This window comes from Paraburkholderia caffeinitolerans, from assembly GCF_902859945.1.
Classification (GTDB): domain Bacteria; phylum Pseudomonadota; class Gammaproteobacteria; order Burkholderiales; family Burkholderiaceae; genus Paraburkholderia; species Paraburkholderia caffeinitolerans.
In genome coordinates this window covers 120,959-142,828 of sequence record NZ_CADIKL010000013.1, presented here as the reverse complement: position 1 = coordinate 142,828, position 21,870 = coordinate 120,959, and the positions used below count along the sequence as shown (strand labels likewise).

General features: G+C 64.1%; 21 protein-coding genes and 1 tRNA gene. 12 read left to right on the top strand and 10 right to left on the bottom strand.

Annotated features, from left to right (window positions below; all coding sequences use genetic code 11):
* The first annotated feature begins 177 nt into the window (after positions 1–177).
* The 7 genes from HV773_RS15675 (at position 178) to HV773_RS15645 (ending at position 6,407) form a co-directional block, all read left to right on the top strand.
* Positions 178–924 (top strand): response regulator transcription factor, encoded by a 747-nt coding sequence (locus HV773_RS15675; protein ID WP_129562926.1) that lies wholly within the window; start codon positions 178–180, stop codon positions 922–924.
* A 27-nt stretch (positions 925–951) separates the two neighbouring features.
* On the top strand, positions 952–2,301 hold the full coding sequence (hemA, locus tag HV773_RS15670) for a glutamyl-tRNA reductase (RefSeq protein ID WP_129562927.1): 1,350 nt from the start codon (positions 952–954) through the stop codon (positions 2,299–2,301).
* Positions 2,302–2,413: 112 nt separating this feature from the next.
* Positions 2,414–3,496, top strand: a complete 1,083-nt coding sequence (prfA, locus tag HV773_RS15665; protein WP_129562928.1) for a peptide chain release factor 1 — start codon at positions 2,414–2,416, stop codon at positions 3,494–3,496.
* A 13-nt stretch (positions 3,497–3,509) separates the two neighbouring features.
* A complete protein-coding gene (gene prmC / locus HV773_RS15660; RefSeq protein ID WP_227875323.1) occupies positions 3,510–4,358 on the top strand; it encodes a peptide chain release factor N(5)-glutamine methyltransferase in 849 nt (282 codons plus the stop codon).
* A gap of 109 nt (positions 4,359–4,467) precedes the next feature.
* Positions 4,468–4,779, top strand: a complete 312-nt coding sequence (gene grxD / locus HV773_RS15655) for a Grx4 family monothiol glutaredoxin (RefSeq protein ID WP_129562930.1) — start codon at positions 4,468–4,470, stop codon at positions 4,777–4,779.
* 85 nt (positions 4,780–4,864) lie between these two features.
* On the top strand, positions 4,865–5,479 hold the full coding sequence (locus tag HV773_RS15650) for a UbiX family flavin prenyltransferase (protein ID WP_227875324.1): 615 nt from the start codon (positions 4,865–4,867) through the stop codon (positions 5,477–5,479).
* Positions 5,480–5,612: 133 nt separating this feature from the next.
* Positions 5,613–6,407, top strand: coding sequence for a DODA-type extradiol aromatic ring-opening family dioxygenase (locus HV773_RS15645; protein ID WP_129562931.1), 795 nt, complete (start codon positions 5,613–5,615; stop codon positions 6,405–6,407).
* Between the two features lie 128 nt (positions 6,408–6,535).
* On the opposite strand, the gene HV773_RS15640 is transcribed toward HV773_RS15645, so the two are convergent.
* Positions 6,536–8,131 (bottom strand): APC family permease, encoded by a 1,596-nt coding sequence (locus tag HV773_RS15640; RefSeq protein ID WP_129562932.1) that lies wholly within the window; start codon positions 8,129–8,131, stop codon positions 6,536–6,538.
* Between the two features lie 433 nt (positions 8,132–8,564).
* Here HV773_RS15640 and HV773_RS15635 point away from each other — a divergent pair, with 433 nt between their 5' ends.
* The gene (locus HV773_RS15635; RefSeq protein WP_027797379.1) at positions 8,565–8,768 is read left to right on the top strand and encodes a cold-shock protein; all 204 of its coding nucleotides are present in this window, start codon (positions 8,565–8,567) and stop codon (positions 8,766–8,768) included.
* Between the two features lie 172 nt (positions 8,769–8,940).
* On the opposite strand, the gene HV773_RS15630 is transcribed toward HV773_RS15635, so the two are convergent.
* The 3 genes from HV773_RS15630 to HV773_RS15620 form a co-directional block, all read right to left on the bottom strand.
* On the bottom strand, positions 8,941–10,203 hold the full coding sequence (locus tag HV773_RS15630; RefSeq protein WP_129562933.1) for an Hsp70 family protein: 1,263 nt from the start codon (positions 10,201–10,203) through the stop codon (positions 8,941–8,943).
* Between the two features lie 211 nt (positions 10,204–10,414).
* A complete protein-coding gene (locus tag HV773_RS15625) occupies positions 10,415–11,017 on the bottom strand; it encodes a nitroreductase family protein (RefSeq protein WP_129562934.1) in 603 nt (200 codons plus the stop codon).
* 126 nt (positions 11,018–11,143) lie between these two features.
* Positions 11,144–12,427 (bottom strand): MFS transporter, encoded by a 1,284-nt coding sequence (locus HV773_RS15620; RefSeq protein WP_129562935.1) that lies wholly within the window; start codon positions 12,425–12,427, stop codon positions 11,144–11,146.
* A 163-nt stretch (positions 12,428–12,590) separates the two neighbouring features.
* Here HV773_RS15620 and HV773_RS15615 point away from each other — a divergent pair, with 163 nt between their 5' ends.
* On the top strand, positions 12,591–13,265 hold the full coding sequence (locus HV773_RS15615) for a TetR/AcrR family transcriptional regulator (RefSeq protein WP_129562936.1): 675 nt from the start codon (positions 12,591–12,593) through the stop codon (positions 13,263–13,265).
* Positions 13,266–13,285: 20 nt separating this feature from the next.
* Positions 13,286–13,876, top strand: coding sequence for a DUF1415 domain-containing protein (locus HV773_RS15610; protein WP_129562937.1), 591 nt, complete (start codon positions 13,286–13,288; stop codon positions 13,874–13,876).
* A gap of 40 nt (positions 13,877–13,916) precedes the next feature.
* Here HV773_RS15610 and HV773_RS15605 read toward each other — a convergent pair whose 3' ends face one another.
* Complete coding sequence (locus HV773_RS15605; RefSeq protein WP_129562938.1) at positions 13,917–14,786, bottom strand: class I SAM-dependent methyltransferase; 870 nt, start codon at positions 14,784–14,786, stop codon at positions 13,917–13,919.
* A gap of 389 nt (positions 14,787–15,175) precedes the next feature.
* Here HV773_RS15605 and HV773_RS15600 point away from each other — a divergent pair, with 389 nt between their 5' ends.
* On the top strand, positions 15,176–15,496 hold the full coding sequence (locus HV773_RS15600; protein WP_129562939.1) for a DNA-binding protein: 321 nt from the start codon (positions 15,176–15,178) through the stop codon (positions 15,494–15,496).
* A 160-nt stretch (positions 15,497–15,656) separates the two neighbouring features.
* Here the strand turns inward: HV773_RS15600 and HV773_RS15595 are convergent, their stop codons facing one another.
* Complete coding sequence (locus tag HV773_RS15595; protein WP_129562940.1) at positions 15,657–16,820, bottom strand: methyltransferase; 1,164 nt, start codon at positions 16,818–16,820, stop codon at positions 15,657–15,659.
* A gap of 253 nt (positions 16,821–17,073) precedes the next feature.
* Between HV773_RS15595 and HV773_RS15590 the strand changes: the two genes are divergently transcribed.
* Positions 17,074–19,611, top strand: coding sequence for a type IIG restriction enzyme/methyltransferase (locus HV773_RS15590; RefSeq protein WP_160113465.1), 2,538 nt, complete (start codon positions 17,074–17,076; stop codon positions 19,609–19,611).
* A 71-nt stretch (positions 19,612–19,682) separates the two neighbouring features.
* On the opposite strand, the gene HV773_RS15585 is transcribed toward HV773_RS15590, so the two are convergent.
* The 4 genes from HV773_RS15585 to HV773_RS15570 form a co-directional block, all read right to left on the bottom strand.
* Positions 19,683–19,758 (bottom strand) — tRNA-Thr (locus tag HV773_RS15585).
* 18 nt (positions 19,759–19,776) lie between these two features.
* Positions 19,777–20,280 carry a ClpXP protease specificity-enhancing factor gene (locus tag HV773_RS15580; protein ID WP_129562942.1) on the bottom strand — a complete coding sequence of 168 codons (504 nt, stop codon included), beginning with the start codon at positions 20,278–20,280 and terminating at the stop codon, positions 19,777–19,779.
* A gap of 78 nt (positions 20,281–20,358) precedes the next feature.
* A complete protein-coding gene (locus tag HV773_RS15575) occupies positions 20,359–20,970 on the bottom strand; it encodes a glutathione S-transferase N-terminal domain-containing protein (protein ID WP_027797364.1) in 612 nt (203 codons plus the stop codon).
* Positions 20,971–21,084: 114 nt separating this feature from the next.
* Positions 21,085–21,867: a cytochrome c1 gene (locus tag HV773_RS15570; RefSeq protein ID WP_129563404.1), complete on the bottom strand. Its 783-nt coding sequence runs from the start codon at positions 21,865–21,867 to the stop codon at positions 21,085–21,087.
* Positions 21,868–21,870: the final 3 nt, after the last annotated feature.

Here is a 21,870-nt window from a genome sequence, read left to right as displayed (position 1 = left end):
AATTTTCAGAAGAGTCCGATAGGACAGTGACGACACGCCGGATAGCATTCTTGTGCCTCATTAACAACAATATTTTTACTGGAAACGGTCGACTCGGCGCTTCCCGCGTAGCGGTTGAGTGTAGGGGGCGGGGTAGCGCAAGGCAAGCGCACCCGGCCCTCGACGGCTGCCCCCCCTATGCGAATTGCACTTGTCGAACCCGACGCGCGCCAGGCCGAAATCATCGAGCGACTGCTCATTTCAGGCGGCCATGCGTGCCGGCATTTCCCCCAGAGCGCCCCGCTCGTCGAAGCGCTCGAAGACGACGCCTTCGATCTGCTGATGGTCGCCTCATGGTGCGGCGACCTCGGCGGCGACGAGCTCATCCCGCGTGCGCGCCATCTGCTGCCGGGCCTGCCCGCCATCGTGCTGATGGCTTCTCCACACGAAAGCGAAATCGTCGCGAGCCTGCAAGCGGGCGCCGACGACTGTATCGCCAAGCCCGTGCGCGGCCCCGAGATGCTCGCGCGCATCGACGCCTTGCTGCGCCGTGCTGGCGTGCGGCGTCCGCGCAACCGTGCGCGCCACGGTTTCGGCGATTATCTGTTCGACTCAGCGCGCTACGAGGCGTCGTTCAGGGGCCAGACCGTCACGCTCACGCCGAAGGAATTCCGCTTCGCGCTGCTGCTGTTCACCAACGCATCGCGCCCCGTTTCCCGGGCGCGCATTCTCGAAACCGTCTGGAATCTGAACCGCGACGTTCGGTCGCGCACCCTCGATACTCATGCCTCGCGCCTGCGCAGTAAATTGCAGCTCGGGCCCGAGCACGGTTGGCGTCTGACAACGTTGTATGGTTACGGCTACCAGCTTGAGCGGTTACCTATAACAAACGAGGAGGAGGCTGACATTGCCGACGCGAATGTCAGAAGCCCGGAAAAGTTATAATATCCGGCTAAATCTTCGCCCCATGGTATGCAGCTTCTAACGATCGGAATCAATCACCACACCGCGCCCGTCGCCTTGCGCGAACGCGTGGCGTTTCCGCTCGAACAGATCAAGCCCGCCCTCGCGATGTTCAAGGACGCGTGGTCCGGCGGGCGGCGCAGCCTGAGCGCACCCGAAGCCGCCATCCTCTCCACCTGCAACCGCACCGAGCTTTACTGCGCGACCGACGCGCAAAGCTCACGCGATTCCGCCGTGGAATGGCTCTCGCACTACCACGGCATCCGCACCGAGGAACTCGCGCCCCACGTCTACACCCTGCCGCAGTCCGAGGCCGTGCGCCATGCGTTCCGCGTGGCGTCGGGGCTCGACTCGATGGTGCTCGGCGAGACGCAGATCGTCGGCCAGATGAAGACCGCGGTGCGCACCGCCACCGAGGCCGGCGCGCTCGGCACCTATTTGAACCAGCTGTTCCAGCGCACCTTCGCGGTGGCCAAGGAAGTGCGCACCACGACCGAGATCGGCGCGCAGTCGGTTTCTCTTGCCGCCGCCGCCGTGCGCCTCGCACAGCGCATCTTCGACAAGATCGCCAACCAGCGCGTGCTCTTCATCGGCGCGGGCGAGATGATCGAGCTGTGCGCCGCACACTTCGCCGCGCAGCAGCCGCGCGAACTCGTGGTGGCGAACCGCACCGCCGAGCGCGGCCGCACTGTCGCCGAACGCTTCGGCGGCCATGCGATTCCGCTCTCCGACCTGCCCGCGCGCATGCACGAATTCGACATCATCGTCTCGTGCACGGCGTCCACGCTGCCGATCATCGGCCTGGGCGCTGTCGAGCGTGCAGTGAAGGCGCGCCGCCATCGTCCGATCTTCATGGTCGACCTCGCGGTGCCGCGCGACATCGAACCCGAAGTCGGTGAGCTCGAAGACGTGTTTCTCTATACCGTCGACGACCTCGGCTCGATCGTGCGCGAAGGCAACGCCTCGCGCCAGGCCGCCGTGGCGCAGGCCGAGACCATCATCGAAACGCGCGTCGCGAACTTCATGCAGTGGCTCGACACGCGCAGCATCGTGCCGGTCATCCGCCATATGCACACCCAGGCCGACGCGCTGCGCCGCGCCGAACTCGAGCGCGCGCGCAAGCTGCTCGCGCGCGGCGACGACCCCGCAGCCGTGCTCGAAGCGCTGTCCCAGTCGCTCACCAACAAGCTGATTCACGGCCCGACGCACGCGCTCAATACATCGAGCGGCGAAAACCGCGATTCGCTCATCGAGCTGATGAGCGGCTTCTACCGCCATGGCCAGCCCGCCAAGGGCGAAGCCGCATCGTCATCCGAAGCAACGGATTCGAACGCGTCGGAAGACTCCTCCGGCCGTTAGCGGCTCTCGCCGCCCGCCGCGCCTCGCGCGGCATGCATCCTGAAACCAGGGCTCCCAGCCCGCCGCCCCTTTCCCGCAGTCCTTTTTTCCGGAGCCCGCTCCGCACCGCCCGATGAAAACGAGCATGCAATCGAAGCTCGACCAGCTGACTACCCGCCTGGCCGAGCTGAACGACCTGTTGAGCCGTCCCGACGTGACGTCGAACCGCGACCAGTACCGCAAGCTCACGCGCGAGCACGCGGAACTGGGGCCGGTGGTCGAGCACTACGCACAGTGGCGGGCGGCGCTCGCCGACGAAGCGGCGGCGAAAGAACTACTCGCCGATGCGTCGATGCGCGACTTCGCCGAAGACGAGGTGAAAGCCGCGCGCGAGCGCATGGCCCAGTTGCAGCATGAGCTGCAAATGATGCTTCTGCCGAAGGACCCCAACGACGATCGCAACGTGTTCCTCGAAATCCGCGCGGGCACGGGCGGCGACGAGTCGGCGCTGTTCGCGGGCGACCTGCTGCGTATGTATCTGCGTTATGCGGAGCGCAGCCGCTGGCAGATCGAGATGATGTCGGCGAGCGAGTCGGACCTCGGCGGCTACAAGGAAGTGATCGTGCGCATCGCGGGCGAGGCCGCGTATTCGAAGCTCAAGTTCGAGTCGGGCGGGCATCGCGTGCAGCGCGTGCCGGCCACCGAAACGCAGGGCCGCATCCATACCTCGGCGTGCACGGTGGCGGTGATGCCCGAAGCCGACGAAATCGGCGAAGTCGAGATCAATCCTGCCGACTTGCGCATCGACACGTTCCGCGCCTCGGGCGCGGGCGGCCAGCACATCAACAAGACCGATTCCGCCGTACGCGTGACGCACCTGCCGACCGGCATCGTGGTCGAGTGCCAGGACGACCGCTCGCAACACAAGAACAAGGATCGCGCGCTCAAGGTGCTCGCGGCGCGCATCAAGGACAAGCAGTACCAGGAGCAGCATGCGAAGGAAGCGGCCACGCGCAAGAGCCTCGTGGGCTCCGGCGACCGCTCGGAACGCATCCGCACCTACAACTTCCCGCAAGGGCGTCTCACCGATCACCGCATCAACCTGACGCTCTATCGCCTCGAAGCGATCATGGATGGCGATCTCGACGAACTGATCGGCGCGCTGGTCTCCGAGCATCAGGCCGAGCAGTTGGCCTCGCTCGGCGACGCCGATTGAACGCGCGCTTAACGTGAGCGAACCCGTTATCACCGCAGACGCCCTGCTGCGCGCCTCGCCGCTTCCCGCGCTCGAGGCGCGTGTGCTGTTGATGCACGTACTCGGTTGGCGCCGCACCGAGCTGATCACGCGCGGCGAGCGTCCGCTCGAAGCCACGCAAATCGATGCCTATCGCACGCTCGAAGCGCGCCGCGTGGAGGGCGAACCCATCGCGCAACTCGTGGGCGCGCGCGAGTTCTACGGGCTCGATTTCGACGTCACGCCCGACGTACTGATTCCGCGTCCCGAAACCGAACTGCTAGTGGAAACGGCTCTCGCCGCCATGGAAGGCCTCGCGCAACCGCGGGTGCTCGATCTGGGCACGGGCAGCGGCGCCATCGCCGTGGCCATCGCCTCGGCACGGCCCGATGCGCGCGTGTGGGCCGTCGACCGCTCGCAGGCCGCGCTCGACGTGGCCGCGCGCAACGCCGCCAAACTCCTCGACGCCCGGCGTCCGGGCGGCGCGCTCACCTTCGTGGCCGCCAGCTGGTACGACGCGCTCGATCCCGCGTTGCGCTTCGATGTCATCGTGAGCAATCCGCCTTATATCGCGAGCGGCGATCCGCATCTCGCGCAAGGCGACCTGCGCTATGAGCCACGCGGCGCCCTCACCGACGAAGCCGACGGTCTCACGGCGCTGCGTGCGATCGTCGCCGGCGCACCGGCGCATCTCGCGCCGAACGGCGTGCTCTGGATGGAGCACGGCTACGATCAGGCGGCGGCAGTGCGCGCGCTGCTCGAAGCACAAGGTTTCGCCGATGTGAACTCCGAGGCGGATCTAGCTGGCATCGAACGCATCAGCGGCGCTCGCCTGTTGAACTAGCGCCGATCGGGCCACTTCGCCAGGGCGTGCCCGGCCTGCGCAGACGAAATCCGCTATCATTTCGTTCTGCACTCATTGTTTTCAGCATCCATTTATCCCAAGGTCAGACATGGACACCCAACAGCGCATCAAGCAGATCGTCGACGAAAACGCCGTCGTCCTTTTCATGAAGGGCAACGCGCAGTTTCCGATGTGCGGCTTCTCCGGCCGTGCAGTGCAGATCCTGAAAGCCTGCGGCGTCGAGCAGTTCAAGACCGTCAACGTGCTCGAGGACGACGAAGTCCGCCAGGGCATCAAGGAATTCTCGAACTGGCCGACCATTCCGCAGCTTTATGTGAAGGGCGAATTCGTCGGCGGTTCGGACATCATGATGGAGATGTACCAGAACGGCGAACTGCAGCAGCTGTTCACCGCGGCGTAAAGCCGTTTGAAGCGAGGCGGAGCGGCGCAAGCCCGCCGCCTCGTCGCTTGCCCCCGCCTACGCGTTTTCTCGCGCCTCGCCTTTCGTGAACCCCACGCCTATTGCATCTATTGCCCCGCCCTCCCGCCGCCTGATCATCGCGATCACGGGCGCCACGGGCGCGATCTACGGCGTGCGCATACTCGACACGCTGCGCCGCCTTGGCGGCGTGGAAACGCATCTGCTGATCTCTTCAGCTGGCTGGCTCAACATCCAGCACGAGTTGCAGCTTACAAAAGACGACCTCCACGCTCGCGCCGATGTCGTGCATTCGGTGCGCGACGTGGGTGCCACGATTGCTTCGGGCTCGTTCGCGACCGATGGCATGATCGTCGCGCCCTGCTCGATGAAGACACTCGCGAGCATCGCGCACGGCCTCTCCGACAATCTGATCGCCCGCGCCGCCGACGTCACGCTCAAGGAGCGCCGCCGCCTCGTGCTGCTCGTGCGCGAGACGCCGCTCAATCTTGCGCATCTGCGCAACATGACCGCCGTGACCGAGATGGGCGGCGTGATCTTTCCGCCGCTGCCGGCGTTCTACAACCAGCCCGCCAGCATCGACGAAATGGTCGATCACACGGTCGCGCGCGTGCTCGATCTCTTTGCGCTCGGCCCCGCGCTCTCGCCGGCCTGGCCTGGCTTGCGCGGCGCCACGGACTGACCGTCCGCCGCCTCGCCGATTATCAACGGCGAAGACACAATCAATTCCCTTACACCCTGTTTAATTCGCACGGGTTGAGTCTTATATTGATCGCAGTTCGACACTTTCTGGCCGCCTCGTGCGGCTCGCGATCATGACCACCCGTACGCCTACCCTGTTTCTCTCGCACGGCGCGCCCACGCTGCCGATCGACCCTTCGTTGCCGTCCGGCGGCTTTACGACGCTCGCGCAGCATCTGCCGCGTCCGAAGTCCGTGCTGATGCTTTCCGCGCACTGGAACACGCTCAAGCCCGTCGTGAGCACGGCGGAGCGGCCCGAGACCATCCACGACTTCTACGGCTTTCCGCGCGCGCTCTACGAGATCCAGTACCCCGCTCCCGGCGCGCCCGAAACTGCCCAGCGCGCGGCGGCGCTGCTGCGCGCGCAGGGCGTCTCCGTGGACGAAGAGGGGCACGGCCTCGATCACGGCGCGTGGGTGCCAATGCTGCTGATGTTCCCGGATGCCGACGTGCCCGTCGCGCAACTCTCGATCCAGCCGCACGCCGACGCCGCTCACCATTTCGCGCTCGGCCGCGCGCTGCGGGAGCTGCGCGATGAAGGCGTGATGGTGATCGGCTCGGGTCAGATCACGCACAACCTGCGCGCCGCGGACTTCTCGGCGCGCCCCGAAGACGCCGACCCGCGCGTGGCCGAATTCACCGACTGGTTCGAAGCGCGCCTTGCCGCGCGCGACATCGACGCCCTGCTCGATTACCGCAATCAGGCGCCGCACGCAGTGCTCATGCACCCGACCGACGAGCATCTGCTGCCGGTCTTCGCCGCGCTCGGCGCCGCCGACGACGACTACACGCTGGGCGTCCAGTCGCTTGGCACCTACCAGCGCGCGCTGGCGATGACGAACTACGTGTTCGGATCGGCTGTCCAGTAACGCTAACGCCGCCGCATCAAGCAACAAGGCCCGCCTGAATCGCTTCAGGCGGGCCTTGCTTGAGTCTTGCTCAGGTCTTGCATCGCGCGGCCCGGGGTCAGCAGGCCGCACGATCGGGCGCGGTACGCTTAGTGCGCGCCAATGCCCTCGAGCACTTCATCGTGCTCGTCACGCTCCTTCAGGTACGGCGTGCGATAACCCGAGTTCACGCCCCAGTAGTAGAAACCGAGCGAGATGATCGCGACCACTGCCATGTCCCAGCCGTAGGGAAGAATGTTGAGGCCTCCGAACTGCTTGCTGCCGATCAGCGACAGGACCGCCATCACCGGCAGGTACGCGCACAGCCACCATGCGGCCTTCAGATCCTGGCCCCAGCCGTCGAAGCCCGTCTTGCCCTGGAAGTAGAAGTACACCGGCAGCGCGACGATCATCAGCAGGATGATTTCGCCGGTCAGCGGCCACTTCGCCCAAAACAGGATCATCGACGCGCAGACGAATGCGAACGGCGCGATGACCTTCATGAACGGCACGGACAGCGGACGCTGGAGTTCCGGGGCGGCGCGCTTGAGCGCCATCAGCGCGATCGGGCCGGTGAGGTACGAAATCACGGTCGCCACCGAGATCACCGCCGCGAGCGAGCTCCAGCCGCGGAAGAAGAACATGAAGATGAACGAGACGAGCAGGTTGAACCACATGGCCTGGCGCGGCACGCCGTAGAACGGGTGCACATTGCCGAACATCTTCGGCATCGTGCCGTTGCGCTCCATCGCGTAGATCATGCGCGAGGTCGTGGCCATGTAGGTCGTGCCGGTGCCGCTCGGGCTCACGAACGCGTCCACGTAGAGCAGGATCGCGAGCCAGTTCAGGTTCAGCGCGATCGCGAGTTCGGCGAACGGCGACTTGAAGTTGAAGGTATTCCAGCCCTTCATCACGTCGTCCGGGCTGACCGCGCCGATGTACGCAATCTGCAGCAGCACGTAGATCACGAGCGCCAACAAGATCGAGCCGATCACCGCGAACGGCACGCTCTTCGCAGGATTGCGCGCTTCGCCGGCGAGGTTGATCGGGCTCTGGAAGCCGTTGAACGCGAACACGATGCCGCTGGTTGCCACAGCCGTGAACACTGCCGACCAGCCATAAGGCGCGAATTCGCTCGACTGGCCGAAGTTCTCGTGATGGAAGCCGGCAGCCATCAAACCCGCGATCGTGAGACCCGGAATGATGAACTTGAAGATCGTGATGGCGCTGTTAGCGCGCGCGAAGAGCTTCACACCCCAGTAGTTGAGCATGAAGTAAATGATCACGAGCAACGCGGAAAGTATCAGCCCTGAATGGGTTAGCTCACCGTTCACGAACAGCGCGTGCGCCCATGGGTAGGGCCAGGTGCTCATGTACTGGATCGAGGCTTCGGCTTCGATCGGAATCACCGAAACGATGGCAATCCAGTTGGCCCAGGCGCTGATAAAGCCCACCAGCGCGCCGTGCGAGTAGCGGGCGTAGCGCACCATGCCGCCCGATTCGGGGAACATCGCGCCGAGTTCGGCGTAGGTCAGCGCAATCGCCAGAATGACCACGGCGCCGATGATCCATGCGCAAATGGCTGCGGGGCCGGCAATCTTGGCTGCCTTCCACGCGCCGAACAGCCAGCCCGAACCGATGATCGACCCGAGGCCGGTAAACATCAGCGCGAACGGGCCGATGTTCCGTTGAATTGAACTTTTCACGTCTTCTCCTGTTTCAAGAGCAGTTCGACGCAGCTTACCCCGTCTGTTGTGCGGGCGGGTTCCGGCGGCGGTCGTACCTGCGTACGACTGGATTGCACCCAAAAGCGCAACCCATTCGCGGCGCGTAGTTTAACGGTTGCACCAAAAAAACGCCTCGGAAATCTCAACTGGCGCTACAAAAAAAACAGATACTTAGCAAGCTTTGTAAGGCTTTGTTTCGACCCTGGTTGTAAAAATATGTCGAATTAGCCAGGACCCTGGTTGACCTTGCTGCCAATTAGCCGTATAAAGTCCGAGCAGGATTTCAAGCGGCGAGTGTGAATAGGTCTTTCGTAGTTCGCCCATCAACGGTACTCCGGCTGGTCCCATACCCCTTCCTTGATTTTCGTGCACCTCTTTGGCTTCGGCCTTCATTCATTTTTAGGAAAGTATTATGGAAACCGGTACCGTCAAGTGGTTCAATGACGCTAAGGGCTTTGGCTTTATCACCCCGGACGGCGGTGGCGAAGATCTGTTCGCGCACTTCTCGGAAATCAAGGTTGACGGCTTCAAGACGCTGCAAGAGAACCAAAAGGTTCAATTCGAAGTCCGCACGGGCCCGAAGGGCAAGCAAGCTGCAAACATCAAGCCGGTCTAAGTACCTGCTTTGAGCGTCGGGACTCCAACCTCTAGTCCCTGACCAGCAAGCTTACCGAAAAACCCCACGCTTCCTCTGGAAAGTGGGGTTTTTTGTTGCCCGGTAGTTTTGTCGATGAATTTCGTAGGGGCCGGCCTACGGCGCGACGTTTGTTCGTTCGCGGCTGCGCCGCTCAGCCGAACAAGCGCTGCGCGTGAATCCCCAGCCCTGTCGCCACGCTGGCGAGACGGTCGCCGAACACGGGCTGCGCCTGCGGGAAGGCCTCCGCGAGCGCTTGAGTCAGAAACAGCAGGCCCGTGGAACCGCCAGTGAAATAGAGCGCGCTGACCGCCGCCGGCGCCACGCCAGCCGCCTGAACCGTATCGCGCGCGGCCTGCACGATGCGGCGCGTTTCCTCGCGGCCAGCATCGATCAGTTGCGCATCGCCGAACGCGAGGCGCAGATCGGCTTCCACCTGCTCCAGATCGATCATCGTCTCTCCGCCCGCCGACACCCCGATCTTCGCCTCTTCCGCATGCGCCATCAGCGCATGACCCAGACGCCACTCGACCACGCGCATCAGGCGGTCGTGGTGCACGGTGTTGCCGTAGAGGTGGCGCATGAGCTTGAGCTCGGTGACCCGCTTGGGCGGGTAGACCGTGTTGATCAGATGCCAGGTCGCGAGATCGAAATAAACGCGGTTCGGCACCTCGCGGCCCTCGGGATCGAGCGACTGATAGCCGAGCTCACGCAGGATCGTCGCGAGCTCCACGCGCCGGTCGAAATCCGTGCCCGCGACGTGCACGCCGTGGTGGGCGAGCACATCGCCCTTGCGCTCGAGCTGCGTCATGCGCTGCGGGCCGACGCGCACGAGAGAGAAGTCCGAGGTGCCGCCGCCGATATCGGCCACGAGCACAAGGCCCTCTGCAGTCAGGCGCGACTCGTAGTCGAACGCCGCCGCAATCGGCTCGTACTGAAACTCGATCTCCGTAAAGCCCACCGAACGCGCAGCCGCTTCGAGCTGGTCCTGCGCGAGCTGGTCGGCGCGCGGGTCTTCGTCGACGAAAAATACCGGGCGGCCTAGCACGGCGCGCGTAATGGATGTGCCCGCGCAACGCTCGGCGCTGCGCTTCAGGTGATCCAGAAAGATCGCGATGATTTCCGTGTAGCGGATCGCGCTGCCGTCGCCGAGATCGGTCGTGCTCTCCGCGAGCGGCGAGCCGAGGATGCTCTTCATCGAGCGCATGAGGCGCCCATCGAAACCATCGATGTACGAGGTCAGCGCCGCGCGGCCGAATTCGCGGGTGTGCTCGTCGACATTGAAGAACACCGAGGTGGGCAGCGTGGTGTGGGCGCCCTCAACAGGTGCAAGGCGCATGGCCTCGCCCGGCGTGGCACCCGGCAGTGCCACAGCCGAATTGGAAGTACCGAAGTCGATCGCGCAAAACGGGGTCATGGCAATGACGCGCAGCGGGCGCGCGCACGGAGGAAGGCTGGGAGGACCGGCTTTGTATCACGAAAGCGCGGCATGGGGCAACCGAAGGGCGGTGATGCGTCCCCGCAAGAAAAAACGCGCGGGCTGCGCCGCGCGTCCGGTTCACTGCTGCGATTTCGCTGCCGCCCTTGCTATGAAGGGCCGGCAGCCTGCTCTGCGAGCCTGGACGGCATCACCCCTTGAAGGGCTGCTTCCACGCGTTCGCGTAGGCGATATCGCCAACGGCCGAGCGCGTGCGCTCCGCCTTCTCGCGATCGCGCAGCACCGGGTCGAGCCTCTCCAGGTCGCCGTAATGGCCGATCGAGATGATCGCGAGCGGCTCCACGTCGTTCGGCAGCGCGAATTCCTTGCGGAATGCGTTCACGTCGAAGCCGCTCATCTGGTGCGCGGCCAGTCCCAGCGCATGGGCCTGGAGCACCAGCGACATGGCCGCCGCGCCCGCATCGTACTGCGCCGTGCGGTTCACTTCCCCCTTCGAGTTGAGCGTCTGCGCCGTCACCGCGATCAGGATCGGCGCGGGTGCATTCCATTGCTGGTTGAACGGTACGAGCGTCGAGAAAGCGCGCTTGAACGCGACTTCGTCGGTCGAACGGTCGAAGACGATGAAGCGCCACGGCTGCAGGTTATAGGCCGACGGCGCCCAGCGCGCGGCCTCGATCACGGCGTGCAGCGTCTCGCGCGAAACCGGCTCGCTCGAATACGCGCGCGGGCTCCAGCGGCCGGCGATCAGTTCGTGGATGGGCACGGCTGTCGGTGCGGGTTTGTGCTTCGTCATGCCTTGTCTGTCCTTGAGGGTTGCGGGCGCTCGCCCGGGGCCAACAGCATACCTGCGCCCGGTGAAACGCGCTCACGCCAAAAAAGTGCGGTTGGGGCCGCGGCGCACTTCAACTTTTGGCGCTACTCAAGCCGTCTGCACCCCAACCGCCCGCGGCCCGCGATTGATGCGCAGCACGAGCAACGAAGCGACCAGGCACAGACCGCCCGAGATCATCGAAGCCACCGTGTACGTACCGAGACTCGAACGCAGCAGCCCCGCGCCGAACGCAGCAAATGCCGCGCCCAACTGGTGGCCCGCGACCACCCAGCCGAAGATGATCGGCGCGCGCTCCTTGCCGTAGACATCAGTAGCCAGACGCACGGTCGGCGGCACGGTCGCGATCCAGTCGAGCCCGTAGAACACAGCGAAGATCGGCAGTCCGAAGAAGTCGATGCCGAAAGCGTGCGGCAGATAGATGAGCGACAGGCCACGCAGCCCGTAGTACCAGAACAGCAGCACGCGGGCGTTAAAGCGATCGGAGAGCCAGCCCGACAGCGTGGTGCCGAAGAGGTCGAAGATGCCCATCGTCGCGAGCAACGACGCGCCCTGTACTTCCGTCATGCCGTAGTCGCCGCACATGGCGATGAGGTGCGTGCCGACATAGCCGTTCGTGCTAGCGCCGCAGATGAAGAAGCTGAAAAAGAGTAGCCAGAAGTCGCGCGTGCGGCTAGCCGACGTAAGCGCACCGAACGCGAGCTTGATGGGATTTTGCTGCGCTGCCGGCGGCACGATGGGCGCGTCATGCGGCTCGCCGTACGGGCGCAACTGCATGCTGGCCGGCCGCTCCGGCAGGAGGAACGCCACGAGTGGCAGCACGACGGCGGCCGCCACCGCGACCACCAGCACCACGGGCTGCCAGCCGTGCTTCTGGGCAATCGCAGCGAGAAAAGGCAGGAACACGAGCTGTCCCGTGGCCGAACTCGCGGTGAGCACGCCCATTGCGAGACCGCGATGCGTGGTGAACCAGCGCGTGACGACCGTCGCCGAAAGCGAGAGCGCGGCCACGCCGGTTGCGCCGCCCACCATCACGCCCCAGATCAAGATCATCTGCCACGGATGCGTCATCAGCGCGGAAAGCGCCACGCCCGCCGCCATCGTGCCGAGCGCCAAAAGCAGCGTGGGCCGCACGCCGAAACGCTGCATCGCCGCCGCTGCGAACGGCCCCATGAGCCCGTACAACGCGATGTTCACCGAAATCGCCAGTGAGATCGTCGCGCGGCTCCAGCCGAATTGGTGTTCGAGCGGCACCATCAACACGCTCGGCGTCGCGCGCGTGCCGGCGGCCGCCAGCAAGACGAGAAACACCACCGCCACGACGATCCATCCGTAATGGAAGCGCCCGCCGACCATTCTCGCTGCCCAGTTCATCGATGCTCCTCTGGCTCCGCCCGGAGCCCGCTTCATTGACATTCTTTTCTGCCTGCTCGCCTGCGATCCATGTGGATTGTTACCGATCGGTCACAAGTGTGTTGCGATACTAGTGACCGCTCGGTAACATGTCAAGCGTAACCCTGATGACGAGATGCCCAAAATGTCCAACCAGCCCAAGCGTGAAGACGCTGCCCCGACCTCCCCGGCCACGCCCGGCGCGGCGCGCGCGGGCCGCGCCCGCACCCAGACGGCCGGGCCCCGCGCCCAGGAGCATCTGCTGCTCGCGGCGGACGAATTGTTCTATCGGGAAGGGGTGCGCGCGGTTGGCATCGAAGCTGTGGTCGAGCGTGCAGGCGTCAACAAGATGAGCCTGTACCGGCAGTTCTCGTCGAAGGACGATCTGGTGGTCGCGTATCTGAAGCGATGCGACGAGCGCTTCTTCGAGCGCTTCGAGGCGAGCATCGCGAAGCATCCCGGCGATCCCGCAAGGCAACTGGTCCAGTATTTCGAGGATCTCGCACAGCGCGCCTCCGCGGCCGATTACCGAGGCTGCCCGTTCGTCAACGTCTCGGCCGAGTTTCCGGACGCCGCGCATCCGGCGCGGCAAAGTGTGAGCGACAACAAGTCGAGGCTGATCGCGCGGCTGAATGAACTCGCGCAAGCCGCCAACGCGGCCCACCCCGCGGCGCTCGCCGACGAACTCGCGCTGCTGATCGAGGGCATCTACGCAGCCAGCCAGACCTACGGACCCGGCTGCGGGCCAATCCGCGCCGCGCCGCGCATGGCGAAGTTGCTGATCGACGCTGCGTGCCAAGCGGCGCACGGGGCTCGATAACACGCCGGTAAAATGCCTTCATGACCGACACCGCCGCTCCGCGCGCCACGGGCGCCCAGCCCGAACACGCCGAAATTCTCGCTGCCACCCGCCACTGGCTCACTCGGGCCGTGATCGGCCTGAACCTCTGCCCATTCGCGAAAAGCGTCCATGTGAAGGGCCAGATTCGCTATGCAATCAGCGAGGCAACCTACCTGGAAGGCGTGCTGGCCGACCTGGAAACAGAACTGCGCACGCTCGCGGATGCCGCGCCCGAGCAGATCGACACGACGCTGCTGATTCTCCCGCACGCATTCGCCGATTTCCTCGACTACAACGACGCGCTGCACTTCGCCGACATGCTTCTCGCGCAGTTGCGTCTTGAAGGCACGCTGCAGATCGCGAGCTTCCATCCCGACTATCGGTTCGAAGGCACCGAGCCCGACGACATCGAGAACTACACGAACCGCGCGCCGTATCCGATCCTGCATCTGCTGCGCGAAGCCAGCATCGAGCGCGCGGTGGACGCGTTCCCCGACGCCGCCGATATCTACGAGCGCAATCAGGAAACGCTGCGGCGCCTCGGCCTCGAAGGCTGGCGCGAGTGGATGGCGAAGCGCGACGAGGATTGACCCTCGCCGCGCGTTTGAGCGCCTGAGCGCTTAGTGGTATTTACCCGGCGCTCGACACATCGGCCGGCTCGCCCGCGCCGGCATCATCGACGAAATAGCGCTCGCGCAACTCGGCCAGCCCGAATGTGTCGAGAATCTCATTGAGCCGCTCCGAAGGCCGGCGACGCGGCAGGTTCTTGTACTGGGCAATGATGAGTTCGTTCTTCATTGAATGCTCCCAGCCCACCAGTTCCGTCACGCTCACCTGATAGCCGTGCGCCTCCAGTTGCAGGCAGCGCAGCACATTGGTGATCTGGCTGCCGAACTCGCGCGTATGCAGCGGATGGCGCCAGATTTCCGTGAGCGCCTGCCCCAGCGACTTGCCCTTGTTCCGGCGCAGCACACCCGCCACCTCGGCCTGGCAGCACGGCACCACGACGATATAGCGCGCGTGCTTCTTGAGCGCGAAGCGCAGGGCGTCGTCGGTGGCGGTATCGCACGCGTGCAACGCCGTGACGATATCGACCGTGGGCGGCAGTTGCGTTGACGTAATTGAATCGGCCACCGAAAGATTAAGAAACGACATGCCGGGGAAGCCGAGCCGCTGCGCGAGTTCGCACGAGCGCTGCACCAGTTCGTCACGTGTCTCGATGCCGAAGATGCGCGAGTTGTCGCGCAGCTCCTTGAAAAAGAGGTCGTACAGGATAAAACCCAGGTACGACTTGCCCGCGCCGTGGTCGACGAGCGTGACGTCGCGGCCATCCTGCTTGAGATCCTTGAGCAGCGGCTCGATGAACTGGAACAGGTGATAGACCTGCTTCAGCTTGCGGCGGCTGTCCTGGTTCATCTTGCCGTCGCGCGTCAGGATATGGAGCTCCTTCAGGAGTTCGATCGACTGGTTCGGACGGATTTCGTAAGTCTTGCTTGACATCGGGTCGGCACAAAAAGAGAGGCGTCAATTGCCACGAAACGTGCGGCAGGCGACGGAACGTGGCAACTAGATCTGACATTTTACGTAAAAAGCTCAAAGAGGCTGCGGACCAGAGGGGACGGCCCGATTTGCCCACAGTTTGAAGGTTGTTGCGTCCGGATCGCTGACCCACATCCGGACGGCAGGGAGGGGTTGATTAAAAGAGACGCGGCAGCGCCGTGCCGCCGCCGTCCACAAAGGACCAATTTGGGGCGCGACTCACCGGCCAAGTACCGGGAATGCGCGCATGGGAGGTCGCTCCGGGTTCACAGGAAGCGATGACACAGGTACGGCGCAGACCCCGCTGCGCGATGACGCACGGTGCTGCGCGACCCTGCATGGGGCATGCAATGAACACAATACCGGAAGGTAATGCGGAGCAAAAATTTCAGGCGCTGCTTGCCAAACTCGTAGAAGTGCCCGAGTGGACGGAAAAGCAGCAACTGGAACTGGAAATGGCCCGCGACATCTCAGTCGAGATGCTGCGGCTTGCCGAGGAAATGCGCGATGGCGCGGCGGATCTCGAAGCCTGCCTGATCCTGCTGAAGTACGCCAAAGTGCTCGATTTCGTGATGTCCGCTCTGGCAGCACGCAGGGACATCAAGCCGCAAACGCTCAGGGTGATCTTCAAGCTAGCCGGCCTGAGGGTCGATGAGGCCTATCCAGGTTAGTCAATCTGGCGCGGCCAGCCTTGGCCAGCCGCCGCTGCAACGGCATTCGGACAGGCACTACCGCCTGCCGCAACCAGGCCCGGCACCGCGCCGGGCCGCCTTTCTTTTGCCGCCCGGATCGGCACGCGGCGGGTTTGGCTGGAATTACCCAAGCCTACCTTCACGACCTCGCACGCACCTTCAGTCGCCACAGCGACGTAATTTCGGCCGCACGTGCCCGATGAAGCGGATCGGCGGGATCGCTCGCCTTGGGATGGCGTGGCCGGATGTCTTCGCGCCCGGCCACTTCGAGACCGGCCTGCACGATCATCTCCATCAGCGCCTCGCGCGTGCGCAAGCCGAGATGCTCGGCAAAATCGGAGAGGATCAGCCAGCCCTCGCCGCCCGGCTCCAGATGATCCGTCAAGCCAGCGAGAAAGCCGCGCAGCATGCGGCTGTCCGGATCGAACACCGCATATTCGATGGGAGACGCCGGCCGCGCCGGCACCCACGGCGGATTGCAGACCACGAGCGGCGCACGCCCGGGCGGGAACAGGTCGGCTTCGACGACTTCCACACGATCGCCATGGCCAAGCTGGGCAAGATTCTCGCGCGCGCAGGCAAGCGCCCGAGCGTCCTGATCGGTGCCGATCACCTGCTTCACGCCGCGCGCGGCCAGCACGGCGGCAATCACGCCCGTCCCCGTGCCGATGTCGAACGCCCGCTCGAGCGACGGCAACGGCGCGCGCGCGACCAGATCGAGATACTCGCCGCGCACCGGCGAAAAAACGCCATAGTATGGATGAATGCGTGCGCCACCCAGCGCGGGAATCTCCACGCCCTTCTTGCGCCATTCGTACGCGCCGATCAAGCCGAGCACCTCGCGCAGCGACACCACCGACGGCTCGCCATCCGGTGCACCCCACGCCTGCTCGCACGCGAGCGTGACGTCGGGCGCGCGGCGCAGCGAAAGCGAATAGTCGCCTTCAAGCGGAAGCAGAACCATGCCGAGCGTGCGCGCACGCTGCGCCTGCGCCTGACGATGCAGATGGAACGCCTCAAGCGGCGTGGCCGCCGGCTTGGGCGCGGCGGAGCCCTTGCGCGGCTTGCCCGAGGGACGATCAGCGCGGCGCGCCATGGCCTGCAGGAGTTGCCGCGCATTCTGATAGTCGCCGCGCCACAGCAGCGCCGTGCCTTCGCAGGCAAGACGGTAGGCTGCGTCGGCCGTGGTGCGGTCGTCGGCGACGACAACGCGCTTCGGCGCAGGCACACCGGCCTCCGAACGCCAGCGGACGGTGCGCGGGCCGTCGGTGTCGGGCCAGCTCAAGGTGGGAAAGTCGGTCATAGGATTCGAATGCTTGACGGCCCGCCGTGACGGCGCGCCTCGATATGCGGCGCCATCATATAGCAGAGCATGCCCATGCGTAGCGCCGGGACGCCCATCGTCCCCGGCATGACCGCATCATCGCGCAGCGCAACGCCGGCGTCGACCTGACCGGATGGCGTAAGACGAACGGCAAGAACGAATGACGGGAACGAACAGTTGCGCGCGGCCAGTAAAATGGGCGGCAATCCGCGCGGGGGCGCACAACCAGAACATGTCAGAGACGAATCAACCGAGCCGTGCAAACCGCGCGGACAGCACCGGTAAGCGAAGCGCCCGTGCAAGACGCGCCAACCGCGCCGGACTCGACGCGGACCTCTACTCGGGGCTGCTGCGGATCACAGGCTTGCAGGAAACCGTGGCAAGCGGCAAGGCCGTGGTTGCGCGCTGCGCTCCGGATGAACGCAGCCCCGGCGCACTTGTGGAGCTGGCGATCGCCTGCATGGAGGCGCACGAAGCGCCTGCGTCGAACGTGGAGAACGCGCACAGCCACGCCGGCTCGCTGGATCAGGAGGCACTTACCTTTCGCACCGCGTTGCGGCTTTGCATCGCCTGGATCGGCCGCGTCATGTTCCTCAAGCTGCTGGAGGCGCGGCTGTTGGTACTGCACGAGCGCGATCCCGCTTACGCCTTTCTGCGCAGCGAACACATCGGCACATTCGCCGAGCTCGATGCGCTCTGCCGCGAAATACTCGGAAACGGCTCGCCTGAAACCGGGTCGCCGTGCCGCTATCCGCATTTGCCGTGCTTCGACGGTTCCACGTTCGAGCCCGCCGATCTCGCGAAGCATGCGATCACACTCGGCTCGCTGGATTCCGCGCTGCCCCCTCACGGGCGCAATACGGTCGTCGATCTGCTCGACTTTCTCGACGGGTTCGAGTTCGGGTTTGACGCGAACCCGCACGCTGACACGGACGTAAAACGCATCGATGCCGCGACGCTCGGGCTCGTCTTCGAAAAGCTCAATGGTTATCGCGATGGCGCGTGGTACACGCCGGAGAGCGTCGCCACATTTCTCGCACGCGAGGCAATCACGGGCGCGGTGCTGGGGCGCTTCAATCGCATCAAAGATTGGCATTGCTCGACCATTGATCAGCTATCCAAATCAATCGACGATCGCGACGAAGCGCGCACAATCTTCGCCGCGCTGCGCGTGTGCGATCCAGCTGTTGGAACCGGGCATCTGCTCGCTTCCGCGCTCGACGAATTGCTCGCGGTAAAGTCGCGCCTTGGCTTGTTCGACGACCGGGAAAATCCCGCGCTCGCCGGACTTCGCATCGAGGCGGTGGAGGACCGCCTCGTCATCGCACGCGCTCACGACGAATCGCACGCGCAGCGGCAACGCATCGACGCCGCGCTCTATCGCGAGAAACGCGCGATCGTAGAACACAATCTCTTCGGCGTGGATATTGACGATCAAGCACTTGGCATGGCGCGCCTTCGCCTCGCGTTTGAACTACTCGCCCACGCCGTGTACGACGACGAAGGCGTTTTCGCCACGCTGCCGGATCTCGAAGCCCATCTGAAACAGGGCAATGCGGTGCTGAACCCCATCGTGTTCGATGCACAGCGCGACGCCGCCTTCGATGCCGTCATCGCCAACCCGCCGTACATCGACTCCGAACGCATGGTCAACGAAGGCCAGAAGCCCCTGCGCGAAGCACTCGCACAGCGCTGGCCGAGCGCGCGCGGCAACTGGGACCTCTACATCGTCTTCATGGAGCTGGGCCTCGCGCTGACTGCCCAGCACGGAACGATGGCTTTTCTCACCCCCGACAAATGGCTCGCGAAACCGTTCGGCGCCGCATTCCGCTCACACCATCTCGACAAGATCGCGCGGATCGTCGCACTGGGCCGCGACGTGTTCGAGCGCGCGCAGGTCGATTCAATCGTCACGGTGTATCGCAAGTCCGGCACGGACCACGTCGAGACGGCACGCATCGACGGCGCAGCGCTCAGGCCACTCGCGCGCGTGCGCAAGCGCGAACTCGAAGCGCCATGGGCGCTCGATGCGCTGCTCTCGCCGCACTATGCGTTCGTACGGCGGCTCATACGCGCGCATCCGGCGCTAGGCTCGCTGCTGCGCTGCGAGAACGCCTGCGCGACAGCGGACGCTTACCGGCTCGCGCCATTGATCGACGAAGCGCAAGACAGCTTCGATACGCACCGTCACTACCGCGTGGTCAACACCGGCACGCTGGGCCGCTACGCATCGCGCTGGGGCAGCAAGCCGATGACCTATCTCGGACGCCGCTACGCACAGCCCGTGGTCGAGCGTTCGCGTTTCGCGGCGACATTCGCAAACAGCTACCGCGCAAAGGCGGACGCGAAAAAGGTGATCGTGAAGGGGCTCACGCATTTGCACGCGACGCTCGATCTCGCGGGCGACTCGATCCCGGGCAAGACAACACTGATCCTATGCTCCGACGATGAGAACCTGCTGAAATTCGCGGCGGCGGTGCTCAACTGCCCGCTTGCGGGATTCGTCACGCGTGCCCGCTTTGGGGCGTCTAGCTACAACGGCGGCGTGGCGTTCACCAAAGCGATGATCGACGCATTACCGGTGCCCGCGGATGCAAGCATGCGCGCGGAAGTTGTGCGTCTGGTGGATACGTTGCTGCGGTTGGACCAATCGGGCGATGAAGCGCAATGCGAGGCGCTAGAACGCGAGATCGACTTGGCGCTTTATGCAGCGTACGGACTGGGGCGGGAAGAGATCGTGCTTGTGGAAGGCGGAGGCCGGAAGCGGTAGCGGCATAACGATCCACGCCTAAAACGAAAAAGGGTTACCGCTCAGAAAGCGATAACCCTTTTCGATGCATTTGGTGCCGGCTGCAGGACTCGAACCCGCCACCTGATGATTACAAATCAACTGCTCTACCAGATGAGCTAAGCCGGCGTAGCCCGCGATTCTACCTCATTTCACGATCTTGAGGTGGCCCTTTCCGCCCTTCGCAGCGCCGTCGTCGCCTTTATCCTTCTCGGGAGCAGAAACTGCCGGCTCTGGCGCCTCGGCCTCCTGTGCCGCATCTGCGGCAACAGGCACTGCCTCGTCGTCATGCCCGTCCTCCTGGGCGGACGGCAGCACGTCATCGGCATCGCCCGGCGGCGCGTCTACCGGGAACGCCATGCCCTGGCCGTTCTCGCGCGCATAGATCGCAAGCACGTTCGACACGGGCACCTCGATCTTGTGCGACTTGCCGGAAAAACGGGCGTGGAACTCGACCATCTCGTTGCCCATCTGCAGCTGGCTCGTGGCATCGAAGCTGATGTTCAGCACGATCTCGCCGTCGCGCACGAACTGGCGCGGCACCCGCGTGCGGTTGTCGACCCGCACCGCGATGTGCGGCGTGAAGCCGTTGTCGGTGCACCACTCGTACAGCGCGCGTAGCAGATACGGCTTGGTGGAAATCTCTTGCATCAACAATCCTCTGACGAGGCGGCGCACCCGGCAACCCAAAATCACCGGGCGCCCGCCGCCTCCTGTTACAACACCGGCTTAGCGGCGCATCACCTTTTCCGAAGGCGTCAGCGCTTCGATATAGGCCGGACGGCTGAAGATACGCTCGGCGTACTTCATGAGCGGTGCAGCGTTCTTCGACAATTCGATGCCGTAGTGATCGAGGCGCCACAGCAGCGGTGCGATCGCGACGTCGAGCATCGAGAACTCTTCGCCCAGCATGTACTTGTTCTTCAGGAAGATCGGTGCGAGCTGCGTGAGGCGGTCGCGAATCGCGAGGCGTGCCTTTTCGTGGTTCTTCTCGGCAGCCTTGCCCTTCTCGTTTTCGAGCGTGCTCACGTGCACGAACAGTTCCTTCTCGAAGTTGAGCAGGAACAGGCGCGCGCGGGCGCGCTGGACCGGGTCGGCCGGCATCAGCTGCGGGTGCGGGAAGCGCTCGTCGATGTACTCGTTGATGATGTTCGATTCGTACAGAATCAGGTCGCGCTCGACCAGAATCGGCACCTGACCGTACGGATTCATCACGGCGATGTCTTCCGGTTTGTTGAACAGGTCGACGTCGCGGATTTCGAAGTCCATGCCCTTTTCGAACAACACCAGCCGGCAGCGCTGGGAGAACGGGCAGGTAGTGCCGGAGTACAGAACCATCATGATTTACATTTCCTCAATAAACCCAAAAGGCCGGCAGGCAAAAACACCGTCTGACGGTCGCTGAACCATCAGGCGGTGTCTCGTCGCACCGGCCCCACGTCGGTCAGGACGTGATTATTTGATATCTTTCCAGTACGCGGCGTTCAGTCGCCACGCGAAAAAGCTCAGAACACCGAGGAACAGGAGCACCCAGACCCCGAGCTGCTTGCGGGTTTTCTGCTCCGGCTCGGCCATCCAGCCAAGGTATGCAACAAGATCGGCCACAGCAGAATCATAATCTACCGGCGAAAGCTTCCCTGGCGTGATCTGTTGGTACCCCACAAAACGGTGGATCTTCTCCCCCGTTTCCTCTTCGGTCATGTCTTCGAACTTCGCCGTGCGCACGCCCTGCAACTGCCAGAGTACGTTGGGCATGCTCACGTTTTCGAACGCCAGGTTGTTCCAGCCGGTCGGACGCGTATCGTCGCGGTAGAAACTGCGCAAATATGTATATAGCCAGTCGCGCCCTCGCGCGCGCGCTTCCACGGAGAGGTCCGGCGGCTCCACGCCGAACCACGCCTTGGCGTCGTCCGGGCGCATCGCGATGGACATCGTGTTGCCGACCTTATCCGTCGTGAAAAGGAGATTATCTTCGATTTGCTTCTGCGGGATGCCGATAGCTTCCAGCCGGCTGTAGCGCATCAAGTTCGCACTATGGCAATTCAGGCAATAGTTTACAAACAATTGCGCGCCATGTTGCAGCGAAGCAAGATTTTCCCCGTTATCGGGTGCGTGGTCGAGCGGAATGTTTTCCTGCGCCACCACCGATCCCGCCCCGAATCCCAGCGCGCATGCCAGCGCGACTCCGGCAATGCCCGCGCCCGTCGCCCTTGCGAGCGTCGAAAAGAGAGATTTCATCAT